Origin of the sequence: Butyrivibrio hungatei (assembly GCF_001858005.1) — a bacterium.
Lineage (GTDB): Bacteria > Bacillota > Clostridia > Lachnospirales > Lachnospiraceae > Butyrivibrio > Butyrivibrio hungatei.
Window position 1 is genome coordinate 902,231 of the sequence record NZ_CP017831.1, and the last position, 18,635, is coordinate 920,865.

General features: G+C 39.6%; 14 protein-coding genes and 1 riboswitch. Of the genes, 13 read left to right on the forward strand and 1 reads right to left on the reverse strand.

Annotated features, from left to right (window positions below; all coding sequences use genetic code 11):
* The first annotated feature begins 3 nt into the window (after positions 1-3).
* From bhn_RS04420 to bhn_RS04435, 4 genes are all read left to right on the forward strand, one after another.
* Positions 4-1,710, forward strand: a complete 1,707-nt coding sequence (locus tag bhn_RS04420; protein ID WP_071175552.1) for an ABC transporter ATP-binding protein — start codon at positions 4-6, stop codon at positions 1,708-1,710.
* A gap of 33 nt (positions 1,711-1,743) precedes the next feature.
* On the forward strand, positions 1,744-2,562 hold the full coding sequence (locus bhn_RS04425) for an energy-coupling factor transporter transmembrane component T family protein (protein WP_330393241.1): 819 nt from the start codon (positions 1,744-1,746) through the stop codon (positions 2,560-2,562).
* 14 nt (positions 2,563-2,576) lie between these two features.
* A complete protein-coding gene (locus tag bhn_RS04430) occupies positions 2,577-3,575 on the forward strand; it encodes a tRNA dihydrouridine synthase (protein WP_071175554.1) in 999 nt (332 codons plus the stop codon).
* A gap of 81 nt (positions 3,576-3,656) precedes the next feature.
* Complete coding sequence (locus bhn_RS04435) at positions 3,657-3,989, forward strand: hypothetical protein (RefSeq protein WP_071175555.1); 333 nt, start codon at positions 3,657-3,659, stop codon at positions 3,987-3,989.
* A gap of 75 nt (positions 3,990-4,064) precedes the next feature.
* Here the strand turns inward: bhn_RS04435 and epsC are convergent, their stop codons facing one another.
* Positions 4,065-4,973, reverse strand: a complete 909-nt coding sequence (epsC, locus tag bhn_RS04440) for a serine O-acetyltransferase EpsC (protein WP_071175556.1) — start codon at positions 4,971-4,973, stop codon at positions 4,065-4,067.
* 237 nt (positions 4,974-5,210) lie between these two features.
* Between epsC and bhn_RS04445 the strand changes: the two genes are divergently transcribed.
* The 9 genes from bhn_RS04445 (at position 5,211) to bhn_RS04485 (ending at position 18,620) form a co-directional block, all read left to right on the forward strand.
* Positions 5,211-6,539: a flagellar hook protein FlgE gene (locus tag bhn_RS04445; RefSeq protein WP_083385712.1), complete on the forward strand. Its 1,329-nt coding sequence runs from the start codon at positions 5,211-5,213 to the stop codon at positions 6,537-6,539.
* Between the two features lie 228 nt (positions 6,540-6,767).
* A riboswitch (cyclic di-GMP riboswitch) is annotated at positions 6,768-6,857 on the forward strand.
* Positions 6,858-7,126: 269 nt separating this feature from the next.
* Positions 7,127-7,714 carry a hypothetical protein gene (locus tag bhn_RS15800; RefSeq protein WP_071175558.1) on the forward strand — a complete coding sequence of 196 codons (588 nt, stop codon included), beginning with the start codon at positions 7,127-7,129 and terminating at the stop codon, positions 7,712-7,714.
* 7 nt (positions 7,715-7,721) lie between these two features.
* Positions 7,722-8,303 (forward strand): signal peptidase I, encoded by a 582-nt coding sequence (lepB, locus tag bhn_RS04455; RefSeq protein ID WP_071175559.1) that lies wholly within the window; start codon positions 7,722-7,724, stop codon positions 8,301-8,303.
* Positions 8,304-8,315: 12 nt separating this feature from the next.
* The gene (locus tag bhn_RS04460; RefSeq protein WP_071175560.1) at positions 8,316-13,205 is read left to right on the forward strand and encodes a Cna B-type domain-containing protein; all 4,890 of its coding nucleotides are present in this window, start codon (positions 8,316-8,318) and stop codon (positions 13,203-13,205) included.
* A 75-nt stretch (positions 13,206-13,280) separates the two neighbouring features.
* Positions 13,281-14,759, forward strand: coding sequence for a SpaA isopeptide-forming pilin-related protein (locus tag bhn_RS04465; RefSeq protein WP_071175561.1), 1,479 nt, complete (start codon positions 13,281-13,283; stop codon positions 14,757-14,759).
* 139 nt (positions 14,760-14,898) lie between these two features.
* Positions 14,899-15,753: a class C sortase gene (locus bhn_RS04470; RefSeq protein ID WP_071175562.1), complete on the forward strand. Its 855-nt coding sequence runs from the start codon at positions 14,899-14,901 to the stop codon at positions 15,751-15,753.
* A 10-nt stretch (positions 15,754-15,763) separates the two neighbouring features.
* A complete protein-coding gene (locus bhn_RS04475; protein ID WP_071175563.1) occupies positions 15,764-16,915 on the forward strand; it encodes a Cna B-type domain-containing protein in 1,152 nt (383 codons plus the stop codon).
* A gap of 65 nt (positions 16,916-16,980) precedes the next feature.
* The gene (locus bhn_RS04480) at positions 16,981-17,628 is read left to right on the forward strand and encodes a sortase (RefSeq protein ID WP_071175564.1); all 648 of its coding nucleotides are present in this window, start codon (positions 16,981-16,983) and stop codon (positions 17,626-17,628) included.
* A gap of 218 nt (positions 17,629-17,846) precedes the next feature.
* Positions 17,847-18,620: an adaptor protein MecA gene (locus tag bhn_RS04485; RefSeq protein ID WP_148661916.1), complete on the forward strand. Its 774-nt coding sequence runs from the start codon at positions 17,847-17,849 to the stop codon at positions 18,618-18,620.
* Positions 18,621-18,635: the final 15 nt, after the last annotated feature.

The window sequence follows — 18,635 nt, forward strand, 5'->3', positions numbered from 1 at the left end:
AGGTTGGTTAGTAGTGCCCCAATCATTGAGTTTTCAGACGTTACATTTAAGTATAGGTCCCAGCAGGAACCTACGCTGAAAAATATCAATTTAAAAATTTACCCAGGCGAGAAGATCCTGATTGCAGGACAGTCTGGTTCAGGTAAATCTACATTGGCACATTGCTTAAACGCTCTTATCCCTTGTTCTTATGCAGGGGATATGAGCGGAACACTCCGAGTTGATGGGCAGGAGCCCAAGAAGCTCGGAGTTTTTGGCATGTCCCAAATTGTTGGTACTGTTCTTCAGGACACAGACGGACAGTTTATTGCCCTAAGCGTTGCAGAAGATATAGCGTTTGCTCTTGAAAATGACAATATGCCTCAGGAGCAGATGTTTAAAAAAGTAGCAGATGTAGCACAGCAACTTGAACTTACAAACTTTTTAGGAAATGCCCCAGGAGCTCTTTCCGGCGGTCAGAAGCAGAGAGTATCCCTTGGCGGCGTTATGGCATGTGATGTTAAGGTTTTGCTTTTTGATGAACCGCTTGCAAACCTTGATCCAGCCACTGGTAAAAGAACTATCGCACTTATTGACGATATTCTTAAACAGGAAGATCTGACTGTTATCATCATTGAGCACAGACTTGAAGATGTACTCTACAAGGATATAGACAGAGTAATATTGATGGGAGGCGGACAGATAGTTGCAGATATGCATCCAGATGAACTCCTTTCATCGAATCTTTTGCTGGAGAATGGTATCAGAGAGCCATTGTATGTGGCAGCTCTGAAGGCAGCAGGAGCCAAGATAGATCCAGCTGATCATCCTCAGCATATTGAGACTATGAATATTGAGCCATACAAGAAGACAGTCAAAGACTGGTTTCACAGTATTTCTATGGACAGAAAAGAGACTACTTCTGATGTGCTTTTGAAAGTAGATGGACTTAAGTTCAGATATGATGAAGCAAGGACTATCATAAATGACGTCAGCTTTGAGATAAAACGGGGCGAGATGATTTCTCTTGTGGGCAAAAATGGTGCAGGTAAATCAACACTTGCTTCTCTTATCTGCGGATTTGTTGATCCTGATGAAGGTCATATTTATTTTGATGGCGAAGATCTCTCTCAGTATTCCATCAAGGAAAGAGGAGAGAAGATAGGTTATTGCCTCCAAAGTCCAAATCAGATGATCTCTAAGCCTATGATCTATGACGAAGTGGCTTTGGGACTTACAGTGCGTGGTGTTCCAGAAGACAAGGTCAAGGAAAAGGTAAACGAGATTCTTAAGATCTGCGGTCTTTACCCATTCAGAAACTGGCCTGTATCAGCTCTTTCTTTTGGACAGAAAAAGAGAGTGTCTATTGCTTCGATACTTGTACTTGATCCACAGCTCATTATCCTTGATGAGCCTACTGCTGGTCAGGACTATGAACACTATACTGAGATCATGGAATTTTTACATGATTTAAAAGAAAAGCTTGGGATCACTATTGTGATGATCACTCACGATATGCATCTGATGCTGGAGTACACAGACAGAGCTCTTGTACTTACAGATGGTCAGCTCCTTATGGATGCTGCTCCAGAAGAAGTGCTTACCAATGACGAGGTTTGCAACAGAGCATATCTTAAGAGAACATCTCTTTATGACCTTGCACAGAAATGTGATATCAGCGATGCTGGAGAATTTGTGGCGCGCTTTATTGACAGTGAGAAATCCAAATAATTATTTATAGATTGGTTTTGTTTTATGAGTAGAATGATTTCGTACGAAAAAAAGGATACGCCGATACATAAGCTAAGTGGCTTTACCAAGCTTGTGTTCTTTTTGCTGTGGTGCCTTACCAGTGCACTTACTTTTGATACCAGAATACTTCTTTTGATGATCCTGATGGGAGGTATCATCTATGTGATATCTGGAACTAAGTGGAAGCAGGTAAGCGGCGTTTTTATTGCTATCATGTTCTTTATGGTGATAAATCTCACATGTATCTTTTTCTTTGCACCATACCAGGGATGCGAGATATATGGCACAAGGCATGAGATAGCTCACCTCTTTGGACCATATACACTTACCAAGGAACAGCTCTTTTATGAGTTCAATGTATTTATCAAGTACTTCACAGTAATACCTGCTGTGTTCATCTTCCTTGTTACTACAGATCCAAGTGAGCTGGCATCATCTCTTAATGGAGTTGGCGTTCCATATATGATCGCGTATTCTCTTGAGATTGCCCTTAGGTACATTCCTGATGTTCAGGATGAATTCCACAGGATCAGAAATGCCCAGGAAGCAAGAGGCATTGAGATGAGTTCCAAGGGCAAGATGTTGTCAAGGATCAAGAATACAGCTGTTATCATCTTTCCACTTCTTTTTTCAACAATGGAGAGAATTGACGTTGTCAGCAACGCCATGGAGCTAAGAGGCTTTGGCAAAAAGAAAAAGAGAAGCTGGTATTCACGTAGAAAGCTCATGACACCTGATTATGTTGTTATCGCATTTGTCATAGTTTTCTTTGTGGCAACTATGATCATTACTTTCCATGATGGAAATCGTTTCTATAATCCATTCGCTTGAGTTTTAGGAGGAACATGGCTTTTTATTATGCGCCAATGGAGGGTATAACTCTTTATCCTCTTCGAAATATTCATAAAGACATGTTTGGCAAAGAAATGGACAAGTATTTTACACCATTTCTTACAGCTGCCAAGAATTATCATTTCAAAAAACGTGAACAAAGAGACGTGCTTCCTGAGTACAGCACGTCTTTTTGTGATGTATCAAATGAGATAGTGCCTCAGCTTATGGCTAATCAGGCGGAAATCTTCATATGGGCTGCCAAGAAGATCAGTGCTCTTGGGTACAATGAGATAAATCTCAATATGGGATGCCCTGCTGCTACAGTTGTAAATAGGCATAAAGGTTCGGGACTTTTGGAAAATCCTGACATTTTGGACAGGATGCTCTTTGACATATTTGATACAGTGGATAAAGAAAATCTCGGATTCAAGGTATCGTTAAAGACAAGACTTGGTCTTATGGATGTTTCTGAAACTCCAAGGCTTATGGAGGTTTTGGCTTCTTATCCGGCAAGTGAACTTACTATTCACGCAAGAGTCAGAAGCGATTTTTACAAAGGCGAGCCAAGGCTTGATACATTTTGTGAGGCGGTCAAGATCTACAGAGAAAATGGCGGTAAGGCTGACATCTGCTACAACGGCAGTATTTCTACAGTTTCAGATTACAACAGGATAAAAGAGTATCTGGATATAGAACTTACTGATGTGGATATTTCCTACATGATAGGCAGAGGTCTTGTGGAAAACCCTGCTCTTGTCAGAGAAATTTGTGGAGGAGAACCCCTTGGTTCAAAAGAACTAAAAGAGTATCTTGATAAATTGTATGTTGGATATGAAGGATATATTCCGGAAGAGAGAAATGTGATCTTTAAGATGCTTGAACACTGGGCATTTTTGCATGTTCATTTTAAAGATTGTGATAAGCAGCTAAAGGCTGTCCGTAAGGCTCGCAGCAAAGGAGAATATTTGGCTGCGGTCAATAATATTTTTTCTTGCTGTGAGTTTACATAATGGACCTTGTGTATTAAAATTTTCTTTGTTCAGTTCTATGTGGTATGGCATAAATATATGGACAGGAGTGAGGAAAGAGGCATGAGTCAGGAAAAGATTGATGCATACAAAAAAGAGAAAGCTGGCAGAAAACAGAGACTTGCCAAGCAGAAGATCAGAAGAAAGATTGCAAAGGTTGTTTGTGCACTTGTCGTAGTGGCACTGATCGCAGCATTTGCAGGTAAGGCAATCTGGAAAAAAAGTGGGGATACACCAGAGGCAGTCGATGCAGCAGTAGCAGCATCTTCTGAAGCATCTGTTGATACAGCAGCCACCGCATCTTCTGAGGCATCTGTTGACACAGCAGCTGAGGCAACATCAGAAGCATCAGTATCTGAGTCTGTAGAGGCAGCATCAGAAACATCTGCACAGTGATCATTGTGAAATATGAGAAGTATATAAAAGCGCATCTGCTTTATGCAGATGCGCTTGTTTGTTATATTTAAGGTTTTATTTGTCACATGGATTCTTCATGCTGATGCGGCTTCCGGGTTCAACTGATGATGTGATGAATGCGTTAGCGCCGATAACGGTGTCTGCGCCAATAACTGTTTCACCACCAAGAATTGACGCACCGGAATAGATGGTAACGTTGTCTTCGATAGTAGGATGTCTTTTAACACCTTTAAGAGCCTGACCTCCACGAGTTGAAAGACCACCGATAGTAACACCCTGATAGATCTTGACGTGTTCTCCGATAATAGAAGTTTCGCCGATAACAATACCTGTACCATGGTCTATCATAAAGTATTTTCCAATAGTCGCACCTGGGTGAATATCGATTCCGGTCTTGGAATGCGCATACTCAGTCATCATTCTTGGAATGAGCGGCACCTTTAAGAGATAGAGCTCGTGTGCGATCCTGTTGATAGTTGTTGCCAAAAGACCTGGATAAGAAAGGATGATCTCTCCTTTGCTGTATGCTGCAGGGTCTCCATCGTAGCATGCCTGAAGGTCTGTATCTAAGTATTCACGGATCTTAGGAAGCTGCTTAAAGAACTCGTGGGTGATGCATCTTGCTCCGCAATCTAAAGTCTCATCAGTAGCATTCTTGTAATCAGGACTGTGATGGAATGCTATTGCTATCTGTTTTTGCATATTGTAAATGACATCTTCGATAACAACAGCGATCCTGTTGTTGTCATTGTAGCTTTTGTAGACCTTGTCTCTGTAGTATCCAGGGTAGATGATGCGGATAAGCTTTATCACGATATCTTTTACCGCGTCTCTGTCTGGCTGATTGTAGACGTCCATCTGATCTATGTCTCTGCCAGTTTCATAGTCAGTAAGGATCAGGTCAACAATGCTTTTGATCTCATCTTTTAAAGTATCTTTACTGTTATCTGTATTAAAGTCCATAAGGCGTTATCTCCATTTTTCCTCGAATATAGGAACTTCTGACTCCCATTATATATAAAGAATTCGCATGTTTAAAGTGATAAAGAAATTTTTTTTCAAAAAACACTAAATAAATCTTAAGGTGCGACCGATAAATGATATGACAAGTAATATCATTGTATTCTTTTGGCAAAGGACTGCCGCTTATCACAGAGAACAAGGACGTGCGATAGTGATAATTTTTGGAGGAAGTGCTCTATGATGAGATCGTTGTGGTCTGGCGTTGCCGGTCTTAAAACTCACCAGCTTGAAATGGATGTAATTGGTAATAACATTGCCAATGTAAATACAACTTCATATAAATCACAGGCAACAGGTTTCGCTGATGTCTTATATCAGACTGTAAAAAATGGAACAGGCGCAGGTGACAATACAGCAACTACAAATGTTTCTCAGGTGGGTCTTGGCTCAAAGGTCAGCTCGATCTATACCAACGTTACAAAGTCTGGATCAATGCAGACAACAGGCAATGTAATGGACCTCATGATCACAGGCGATTCATTCTTTTGCGTTACACCTGATGTCAGAGAAGGAATTGTAAATTTCACAAGAGATGGTTCTTTTACTATAGATGCCGAAGGTAACCTTGTTACACAGAATAATGGTTACTATGTAATGGGACAGATGGGAGAGGGCCAGGTTGGCGGAACTGTCCAGGCTCCTTTAAATGTCATTAATAGGACCAACATCGACTACAACGAGGATGGTCAGGTTGATTCTGTAGATTATCTCCCAGGCCAGGCTACAAGCGCCGGATATTTCAAAGGAAATATTGATAAGTTTGATCCTTCGTTAAAAGAAGGAAAGACAATGAGAATAGAAGTTTTTGGTACAGACGGCAAGAACTATACTATCAAGTTCAAGCTCACAGATGCCGGAGATACTCAGGACAATACATACAAACTTTCAGTAGAGTCTGTGCTTGATACCAAGGGAAATACAGTTAGCACTGGGGATCAGGAATCATGGGATCTTCTCTTTGATAAACATGATGGAACACTGATTTCACCTACATCAGTTAATTTTACAGCATCAACAGAAGGTGGCGTAGTTGGAGCTCTTAATCTTGATCTTTCATACGTAACAAACTATGCTGGATCATCAGCAACTCATTCTTCTACAATGTACGGATATAAAGGAAATACAGAAGGCCTTCAGCAGGGCTTTGCAAATGGCGTTCTTACAGGCATTTCCTTTGGAACAGATGGATCTATCTATGGTAAGTATTCAAATGGACAGACCATCAAGAAAGGTCAGATCGTAGTAGCAGAGTTTAATAATGCTATGGGACTTGAGAAGGTTGGAGATAATCTTTACTCAGCTTCTCTCAATTCAGGAAACCCGATCTATATGGACATCACAGAGGATGGCGGTTACATGTCATCTGGAGTATTGGAATCCAGTAACGTAGATCTTGCAAAAGAGTTTACTGATATGATCACTACACAGCGTGGTTTCCAGGCAAACAGTAAGGTTATCACTACATCTGATGAGATGTTACAGGTGCTCAGAGGTTTAAAAAGATAATTAAAAAATAACGTTTTTTCATTCACAAAATGGAAACTGTATCATTTTTTAGACTTTTATGAAAATTTATTTTTATCAGGCCGAGACTAAGTCTCGGCTATTTTTCGTGAAGAAACTGTGAAAAATTTATGAAAAAAATGTTGATTTTATTTTAGCTATGGTTTATATTCAATTACATAAAAGACAACTTTATGTATTACTTAAATGAACATTACAAAGAAACTGAGTAGTATTGAAAGGCAAAGCCGTTGAAAGACGGTGACGCAAAGCTAGAGGGTCTCACTCACATAGGTATGTGACAGATAGCCAGCTGCTGGTGCCAGTTCGTGGCATCATAAGATGGCCGAGCTGTGACACGCAGTCGGTCTTTTTATTTGCAAAAATACGTACGTTAGAGTTCATGGATGAACGGGAAGCACAGGTGGTGCTTTCGTGTACAGGGAGAGTTATTTTTTAGCAGTTGGATAATTCAGCTTTGCAAATGCCTTTCGTTTCGATTGTTTTTAGTGAGGTATTTTGCAGGGGCATTGCGAAATACCTTATTTTTGTGTTACGAAATCGATTAACTGGAGTTTAGGTGAGGTATTATGGCTGAGATCAATTTAAAGAAGCTTTCAAGAGCTGAGTTATTGGAGATGATGATTCAATACTCCGAAGAGGCTGAAGCTGCCAAGGAACACGAAAGGTTATACAAGGAAGAGCTGGAAAAAGAAAAGGCTCAGATGCAACATGAGATGGCCGAAGAAAGAGCCAGAATGCTGGCAGCCTTTGATGAAGAAAAGGCTCAGATGAGAGCAAAGTTTGGCGAACAGAAAGCTGAACAGAAAGCAAAATTTGACAAGGATATCGCAGGACTTAAGGCGAGACTTACTAGAGAAAAAGAAGAAATGCAGCAGCAAGTTGATGATGCACTTATGAAGATTGAAAACTCACAATCACTTGCAGAAGCTTCTATAAAACTTGGCGGTATCATGGAGTCAGCTCAGAAGGCAGCAGATCTTTATCTTGAGACACTCAAAAAGAGTGCACAGAAAGAATACCAGCAGTTAATGCAGGAGATTCAGGAAACAAGAGCTAAGCTTCAGGATGAAGAGACAAGGAAAACCGAAGAGACTGCGGAAGTAAAGCCTAAGACAACAAGAAAGCGTAGGACCACCAAGAAGGAAACGGAATAAGAAACTGATGGGTGAAAAGGAATTTGAAAAGCCAACTCTTGAACAGCTAAAAAAAGAGCTCAAGAGAGAGAACAACAAAAAAGAATATCGTAGAGTTCTCAGAAACACATTGATAGTAGTGGTTGTTGTGGCAGCCTTTGCAGTTTTAGTTTCCAGTTTTTTTATCACAGTACTTAAAGTTACCGGAGACAGCATGACTCCAACTCTGGAAACTGGGCAGATTGTAATAGCTCAAAATAGTTCATCATTTGAACCAGGTGAACTGATCGCTTTCTATTATAATAATAAGGTTTTGGTCAAAAGGGTGCTTGGATCACCTGGAGACAAGATCAATATCGACAGCGATGGTAATGTGACAGTAAATGGAATAGCTCTTGATGAACCTTATGCATCAGAAAAGAGCTTGGAACCTACAGATATTTCATTTCCTTATCAGGTTCCAGAAAACAGGTACTTTGTTCTTGGGGATCACAGAAGTGCATCGATTGATTCAAGATCAAGCGTTGTAGGCTGCGTAACTAAGGAGCAGTTAATAGGTAAAGTTATTTTTAGAGTGTTCCCATTTGATTCGTTTGGAACCATTAAGTAATGAGGTAAAAACATGCGAGGTAATGCAGAGAATCGCGCAGAAAAGTACATAAAGAAGCATGAGAACTACAAGAAGTGGCTCGCTTTTGCACTGTGTGTTTCCATTCTTACTGGAACTATCACATTATACATTCTCAACAAGCCAGCTACGGCTATGACAGAGGATGGAGCCAAGCAGGTTGGTCTTGTTCTTGAAACTGCTGACAGTGAATTCGAGCAGGGACTTATTAATGAGATGAACAATAACGAGAACAACGGCGGTGATCAGAGTGGTGATGTTCAGAACGATGATGATCAGGACGGTGATGACCAGAATGATGATCAAGTTGATCCATCAGATGGCGACGATGATCAGAATGACGATGACGATAATGATGATGCAAATGGTGATGACGATGATGCAGCAGATGAGGCTACTTCAGAAGATTCAGAAGAAGCTGAAGAAGGTGCAAGCGATGCATCATCAAGCAAGAGCAGTGATGCAGCAGATGAAGCTTCAACAGCTAAGTCATCAGATAAGATTGAAGATGTTGTTATTACTGTTCTTTATCTCAATGCTGAAGGTGAAGAATTTGAAGATTCAAAAGAGCTTAATATAGAAGATTCATTTGATCTCAAAGAAGAAGCAAAGGAATTTGAGGGATATATCTTCTATAAGGGCGAGATTGATGGCGAAGAAGTAACAAAGATCGAGAAGAAGGACGGCGAAGCAAAGGTTAAGTCAAAGAAGACCAAAGCTGATGAAGAAGATGATGCCGTAGCTTCATATCTTTATGAAGACGAAGATGAAACTGTAGAGTATTCATATTATGAAGCAACAACAGTTTCTGGTGATGAAATAGAGATCAAAAAAGATACAGATTTAGAGCTTTATTATAATGAAGTAAATACTCAGGAAGAATTTGAGTATGAAGCTGATGGAATCAAGGTATCAGTTAAGCTTTCTAATCCAGAGGTTCTTCCAGCTGGTGTGGAGCTTAAGGTAGCTAAGCTTGATTCTGAGACAGAAGGTTATAACTACAGCGCATATATCGATGCTCTTAACAAGAACTCAGATACAATTGCAGCAGCTAATGGTACAGAAGAAGCTGAAGTATATGATAAGACAAACGTTGTTCTCTTCGATATTGGTTTCTTCTTTGAGGAAAAAGAGTATCAGTTAGCAGATGGAACAGCAGAAGTTTCTATCACATTCCCTGAAAAGCCAATTTCTGAAGGACTTGGTGCAACTGAGGCAGAGGAAGTTACAGTAGTGCATCTTCCTGTTAGTGGGGATGTTCTTGAAAATGTAGATGCTACAAGCGAAGCTACAGATATTACAGCTGATGATATTTCAGTAGAAGTATTGTCTAATAGTAAAGTTACTCTTGAAGAAGAGGCAGATACAATTTCATTCGCTACAGATTCATTTTCAATTTATGGTGCTATTACTAAGACTGGTGAGCATACTTGGGAAGGAAGCGAATCATATTCAGCGGCTGAGATTGTAGGTATGTTTGGGGATGCAACTTACTTTGGTGTAGTTGCAAATGACTACGATGGTGGTAATTGCCATAGTGAAGCAAATATAGCTGTTGGTACTATCAAGAATATTCAGCAGTATACAATTGGTAACTCAACAGTAGTATATCAGCATCTTAACAGCTATAACGTTACTATCAACAAGGTGGTTCAGGGATCACCAAAGGCAGGAACATTCAACTTTGCTCTTTTCTATGATGTAAATGGAACAGACAAAGTAGAAGGTTCAGATTTCACCATAACAACCGGTGCTGATGGAGAAGGTTCATACACAGTTGATGTTGCTCAGTATATTAAGGGACATGCCAGCCTTTATGTATATGAGCTTGATGGACCAAATGGTAAGCCAGTATTAAATGAGGAGACATGTGGTAGCTACACTGTTACATACAAGGGAGATCTTATTGAAGGTGATAGTGATATCGTAAGCTACTTCTCTGATAACTATATTGAGAACCTGAATGGTTACATGGTAACTGGTGATGCTGGAATCTTACAGAAGGTTGAAGGAGCTACAGTTTATTACAAGACTTCAGATTCTACTTATGTAGGAGTTCAGTACACTAACAAGAATTCTCAGGGATACAACGTTAAGACATATGATGGTCAGTTCCCTGTAAGTGTCAGCGATATGCGTTCTCAGGCTGAGACAGCATCAAGTAGACTTGCTTATGCTAAGGATACTAACAATGTAAAAGTTATCAATATTATTGGTACAACAGAAAATGGTTACTTACAGACAGATCTTACAAAGTATTATTTTACAGGTCAGCAGGACAATTACGCTGTAAATAAAGGATTATATTTAGATAAGGATACACTTCTTGTAATAAACGTTGATCTTACAGGTGCCGAGTCTTATACCTATGATAAGTTCCTTCTTAATAACGAAGGTACTGGTGATTGGCATGACATTGCCAACCAGATAGTTGTTAACTTTGTTCAGAAGGATGCCAATGGCGACTTTGTTCCTTATACTGGAAAGATTAACTGTAACATTGCATCAGGACTTTTAGTTGCTCCAGATGCAGAGGTAAGTCTTGCAGGATCATATGCAGGAACGATCATTGCTGATTCTGTATATAAGGGATGTGAGATCCATAAGATAACAGTTAGACGTTTCCTTAATGAAAATGCACAGGCTACAGTTACTAATACTGTAGAGGGAACAGTGGCTAACTTCCATCTTTATAAGTACCTCAATAATGAAGATCCTGGTGACTTGCAGTTTTCATTTACTGTAAGAGTCATGAAAAAGGATGGAACATTAGAGACACTTACCAAAGAACTAACAAATGTAGGTAAGGATATCAGCTATACATTTGATGTTTATCCTGATTATTACTACACAGATGGAAAAATATATCTGATCATTAACGAAAATGATATCAAAGATGACCAGTGTGTAGAAAAAGATACTGATTATATCTATGTCAGAATAGAGAATCTTGGTACTGAAAAAGAAGACATAAGATATTATAAGGCTCCATATGACAACATAAATGTAAAAGATAGATTAGAAAGTAATGATCCTAGATACACAAATAAATCTATCTATGTAACTGCTATTGCAAAGGGTGATAATTTCCGGATCAAGACAGAAGATGGTGTAGAACCAGCTTTCTATAATAAGGGAAATGGCTATCTTAGAATTCACAAGATGGTCATCAATGATTTCGGATCAGCCTTTGTAAGAGATGGATTAAAAGAAAATGATGCTCTCTTAAAACAAGTTAAGTTCCGTATTACTAATAAATCAAATGGGAATTACATTGTATTCCAGGGATTTGTTGGTGAAGCAGGAACAGAGGGAATAGCTACAGAATATCCAACAGGAAAGACCTACAAGGTTGTATATAACCAAAGTGCTCAGTGGACAGTTGTTGGTCTACCAGCTGGAACTTACACAGTAGATGAGGTAGCAGACGGATTTACATTTGAATACGATGAGAGCTCTAACACAAGCAGACCAATATATGACTCACCATATTCACGTGTTACAAAGTACGACCTTACAGTAGACGCCGAAGATCCAAATGAAAAAGGCTATGGAATAGGTGGAGAAAACTATAGACAGGTTTACTCATGTGATATGAGTAATCTTAGCGACAAGGGACCAAGCAATGTTAAGGTTGGAAGCCCTGATGTAAACAATAATTCACATACCCAGACAGTTCAGGTATGTAACTACTATAGTAATCCTATTGGACCAATTCAGGTTACAAAGAACTTTGCAGGTGCTGAATGGACCGAAGATATGCAGTTTGAGTTTGTTCTTGAGCCTATAGGATTTACTATCAAGACATCAGAAGGTGAAAAACTTTCAACAGATAATCTTAAGCAGCCAATGCCTTACGGTTCAAATAAGGTTATCTTAACTGGAGCAAATGCTACTAAGAATGAGAATGGAACATACTCAGCAGTTGCTAAGTTTGATCCAATACCATTTAGATTTGAAGGAACATATTACTACAAGATCACAGAGACCAATACACGAATTGGTGGTGTTAAGTATGACTCTACTATTTACTATGTGGAGATGGTTGTTGAAAAAGATTACACAACATTCCCTAAGAGTTATACATCAAAGAATATGACCCATCCGGATGGTGAGAAATATCCTAAGGTTGCTGATAAGGTATATACTCAGGACGCAGAAGATTTCTACTATCTTGGTGCTACTGTAAGATATTGTGCTGATCCTGAATACAAGACAACTCTTGCTAGATGTAAGTTGTATCTTGGAATCAATCCAAATACTAATAAGCCAGAGACTAACACATATCTTGTACAGTATGATGAAGGTCAGTCAGTTGCTGATGTAGCATTCAACAATGCTAAGACTGGATATCTTGAGATCAGCAAGAAGTGGATTGCATCTGACGGAAGCGATGATGCTAAGAATCACACCACACTTAATGTAGATATCTGGCAGAGACCAGTTGGAACATCAGATTGGACACTTTACAGATCAGAAGTTCTTTCAAGTACTAATGGGTGGAGAGTAGAGATCTACGATCTTCCAATAGTCGATGCCAACGGCAACAAGGTTGAATATACTGTAAAAGAAGCTGAGGAATATCTCGCTACTTACACAGTAACTTATAAATACTCAGGCCTTTCTGAGGCAGTAACAGGAAATGGTCAGAGTAAGACTAAGGTTGATGGCAAAGATGTATATGATACGGGTTATGTGATCACTCTTGGAAGTGATGGCAGAAACTTCGGATCAGTAGAGATCACCAACAAGACAGTATATTCAAACAAGCTTCCACGTACTGGTGGAAATGGAAAAGCTCCATTTGCCGCAGCTGGAATCGCATTTATGCTTATCGCTTTTGCTGGAATGTATATTTCACGCAAGAGAAACGCAGCTATGTAACTATTAACGGTTTTAAAATCTGAAATGATTTTGAACATACACAATCAAAAAACAAGATTCAAAAAGGAGAAGACAATGAAAGGTATTAAGAAAATCTTAACCGGTATCATTGCTGGTGCTATGGCACTTTCAATGGTATTCTCAGCAGGAAATGCCTTAGATGTTAAGGCAGCTGGAAGCGGAAGCATCACAGTAAGCAACACAACAGAGGGAAAGACTTATAATCTTTATAAAGTGTTTGATGCAACATACGAGGGAGACAAGGTAGCATATACATATGATGGATCAAACGCTACTTTCCTTGCAGCACTTCAGGCTTCAACAAGCCCATTTACAGTAAACGAGTATAATGGTGTTTATAGCGTAGTTAGAAAAGATGGCGCAGAAGATTCTGCTGTTCTCAAATTCATCGAGGATAATACAGATAAAGATCATCCAGATGTGAACAACTTTGGTTCAGTAGTTCAGACACTTACAGGTAACGGCGGCGAGATTACATTCACAGGTCTTGATTTTGGTTATTATTTCATTACATCATCACTTGGAACAGTAGTTACAGTTGACAGTGCAGTTCCAAACGCAACTGTAATCGATAAGAACCAGACAACAACAGTTGATAAGCAGGAATCAGTTGATAATGAAGTTAACTGGCTCTATGTTGGAATGGGTGAGACAGAGAAACCAGTTCCTACACAGATGGTTGGTATGAAGGTCAACTACAAGGTTACAGGTACAGTTACTCAGTACATCGGTAAGGACCAGGTTACATACCTTCTTTTCACTGATACATTATCAGAAGGTCTTACAGCTAATAAGGATGTAAAGGTAACAGTTGATGGTGCAGAGGTTAAAGCTGAAGTTAACTATAACGGACAGACAACAACAATCAAGCTTGTAACAGCTGATGCAAACTTAAAGCCACTCTATCCTTCAAATGCTCAGTATGAGATCACATACTCAGCTACAGTAAATGAGAAGGCTGTAGATATGGTTCAGAACAACGAAGTTAAGCTTACAGATAATAACGGTAATGAAATTGGAAAAGATAGAACAGATGTAGTTAACTACAACATCTTCCTTGTAAAGAAGGATGCTAAGACTGGAAAAGAGCTTGCAGGTGCAGAGTTCAAGCTCTTCACAACAGAGAAAGGTGATGTTGAGATCCCTGTAGTTCTTGTTTCAGGAACAGGCGATGCTACATCAACAGAGAAAAACGTATACCGCGTAGCAACAGCTGACGAGATCACAAAGGGCGAGACTGTAGAGACTATGGTAACAGGTACAACAGGTGTTATCGAAGTTAAGGGATTTGCTAACGGCACATACTACTTCGAAGAGACTAAGGCTCCAGCAGGTTACAACCGTCTTGAGGGTCGTACACCAGCTACAGTTAACGGTAAAAACACAGCAGAGATTCCTGTACTTAACAACTCAGGATCACTTCTTCCTTCAACAGGTGGAATTGGTACAACAATCTTCTACATCCTTGGTGGAATCCTTATTGTAGCAGGTATTGCATACTTCATCGTTCGCAGAAAAGCAGACGCTGAATAATTAGTTTGGTATTAAATTTGGGGTATGAAAAAGTTCATTATATAATTATTTGAATCTTGTAAAAGATATGTATTCTTTGGGGAATCAGGGGATTCCCCAGAGAATACTAAAGATTCATCTTGGTTTAGGAAATAATTAAATGGCAACTAAAAAAGGCATCAAGAAGCAGTTACCTAATTTCATATTTGCAGCTATATTTATAGCAGGAATATGTATATTTTTATACCCTTCTGTTAGTAATTACATTAACTCCAAGCATCAGAGCCGTGCGATCTCCAATTACGAAGATGCCATGGCAAATATTTCAGAAGAAGATTATACAAAGTTTTGGCAAGAGGCTTACGCCTACAATGAAGCACTTGTAGAAAAGCCTATGAGCTTTGACCTTACAGAAGAAGAGCTTGCAGAATACAACAAAATACTTGATCCAACAGGAACAGGTATTATCGGATACATTGAAATAGAGAATATTGGAGTAAATCTTCCAATATATCACGGAACATCAGAATCAGTTTTACAGACAGGAATCGGACACTTAGAAGGAACCTCTTTTCCTACAGGAACAAAGTCAACACATGCGGTTCTTTCCGGACACAGAGGACTTCCATCCTCTAAACTTTTTTCGGATCTTGATCAGATGATCGTGGGAGACACATTTCTTTTACACATCATGGATCAGACCTTCGCTTATCAGGTAGATCAGATAAGCATTGTATTGCCAGAAGAAACAACTGGTCTTTCAATTTTTAATGACGAAGAATATGTCACGCTGGTGACTTGTACACCTTACGGTGTCAATACTCACAGGCTCCTTGTAAGAGCAAGGCGTGTTGATTATAATGAAGAAACAAAATTAATCGTGCCTGCGGATGCAACGAGATATGGCACTATGATAATTGCTCCTTTTGTTGGAGCGCCAGTTTTACTTATAGCATTTATTGGTTTCCTGTTTAGGACCAGAAAGCCAAAGAAGAAAAATGCTAAAGCTAAATGAGGAATCATTCATGAAGAGATTTAGTAAGATTCTAAAAAGAATAACGATGGCTGCATGCGTTATTTCCCTTATGTTTTCAGGTAAGACTATGACCACGCAGGCCAGAGGCCTTATTGATACCAGCAAAAAAGGCTCACTTACCATAGAGTACAAATATGGTGACAGACATTTTGATGGTGTTGAGGTTAATATTTATAAGATCGGAAGTGTAAGCTCAGATGGAAGTTTCTTTGAGCTTGATAGTCAGTATAAAGCTATATCACCTGTAACAGACCTTAAGAGCATTACAGATAAGGCAACAGTTGATGAACAGTGGAAGAAGATCTTGGATGCTGTTGAGCCATATGCAGTAAATACAGTTGGACCTACAGCTACTACCACAAGCAATGGCGGATATGCTAAGTTCACAGGTCTTGACCTTGGAATTTACCTTGTTAGAAGTAGCACAGTAGTTGATGAGTCAGAGGAATGTACATATGTATTTTCATCATTCCTTATCTCAGTTCCACAGCTTGATTCATCAGATAACTGGATTTATGAAGGCGGCGTTTACTCAGCAAGTGCTACATGTAAATGTGAAAAAGAATCACTTAATGAAGAGTTTGAGTTATTAAAGAGATGGAATGACGCAGGATATGAAAATCTTCGTCCTTCATCGATCGAAGTAGTTATCAAGAGAGATGGTGAGGAGTATGCTACAGTTACTCTTAGTGAAGAGAACAGCTGGCATTATTCTTGGAGTGATAAATCTGGGTATATGTGGACTTTCGAAGAGAGAGTTGGCGGAGATATCAATTATTCAGTATCTCTTTCAGATACCAGATCAAATGCCAACGGTAAGGTGAAGATCACATATGTACTTACTAATACATACAATCCACCTGATAATCCACCACCACCAGACAACCCACCACCAGATAATCCACCAGATAATCCACCAGATAACCCACCTGATAATCCTCCGGACAATCCACCTGAGAATCCTGAGACACCTGGATTCCCAAGTCTTCCAGAAGTACTTGGTGCTATCAGAAATCTTCCAGAGGTACTTGGTGCCAGAAGACTTCCTCAGACAGGTCTTTTGTGGTGGCCAATTCCTATCCTTGTTATTGTAGGAGTAGTCCTTATAGTAAAGGGAATCAGGAAGAACAGCAAAGCATAAAATTCTTTTGAAAAAATACCCTGCGAAGCTACTTCGCGGGGTATAATATTACTAGAGGATAATATATGAAGAAGATATCAGGTTATATCTACATCGCCCTTGGCGTACTTTGTATACTGCTGGCGGTTGTGATAATCAGAAACAATTTCATAGAGTCTGCTCAGGCTGGAAGCGCATCAGATGCATTCCTTAGCGGAGTTATCAATCAGATGCCTGACACTGTACTTGAAGATACTTCTACAGATATGCCAGTAGTTGATGTTGATGGACATAGCTTTGTTGGAACCGTTGAGATTCCTTCACTTGGACTTCTTTTACCAGTTCAGAGCAGATGGAGCAAGGAAGATGCCAAGTATGCGGTCTGCAGATACAGAGGTTCTATAGCTTCTAACGACCTTATCATAGCAGGGCACAACTATGTAGAGCATTTCGGAAATCTTAATCAGCTAACAACCGGTGATGAAGTTATTGTAACTGATATGAATGGTAAGAGTTACAAATACGAAGTAGCCAATATCGAGACTTTGGGAGCCTATGATGTTATAGATATGGTAGCTGGTGAGTGGGATCTGACTCTTTTTACATGTACTATAGGTGGAGCTAACAGAGTTACGGTTCGATGCGAAGCCACAGGAGAAATGAGTGCTACAGGTTCTACGCCTGATGTATTAGAAGCAGCTGAAAAGAGTAAACATATCAGAAAACAGCAGTAATCTATTGCCCTTGCGACAAATGATCGCAGGGGCTTTTTAAATGTCTTTAAACATCCGATATATATGTATATACAAAAGATAAGATTTAAGACTTTTAATAGAATTTTTAGCACTCTTTCATAGACAGTGCTAATTGGTGGATATATAATAACAGTACAATAGGAGCAGGCTATTCGCCATTATTTGGCGGATGATCCAAGGAGAGGAGTTGATGCTTAGTGATTATTGTAAAAATGAATGACACAACTGTAGAATGCAACATAGCAGCATCAGAACTTCATGAGATAGGTCTTACTCCGGAAGCAGTAATAAGTGGCGCAGAGAATACAACGTCGTTTTTTGCCCAGCTCAACAAGGAAGTAGGAGCTCAGCTCGACTATGACCCTGAGACAGAGGTCATGATGATGAGCAAGAATATGATGATGGATGGTAGTGTGCGCATCTTCGCTGTGAAGATGACCAATGAAGATATTCAGAAGGCAACAGACCGTATCCGCGGAGCAGCAGAGACTATTTTGAAGACACTGACTCAGGAAAAAGTTCAGGAAATAAAGGAAAAAACTGGTAGAGACAAGGGTATAGCTTTAAACGAAGTCATTACCAATGTTACGGATACGATCAATAGAATTTATGGAAGAGGCCTTGATGATAAGCCGGTACTTGATCAGAGCAATACCAGCTATCAGCCGCTTACAGATTATGCAAAGTATATGATGGAGTTCGAAGGTATGGATGAGGCCAAGCGTTTTGCTAAAGTTGTCCAGAGGCTCCCTATTGTTGATTCTCATCTGTACAAGTATGAAGGCAGATATTATCTCATTACAGGTCTTATGTCTGCAGAAGAGAGCATTATATACGATATGAGAAGAGCAGGTGTTGAGTATTCAGAGATGATGACTGTCAATTCACCTGAGGCTATGTTTATTGAAGAGCACGGCGATGCTCTTATTAAGGAAGATGCCATAGTGCATTTGGCTGATCTTGCTAGATGATAAAGAGGACTAAAT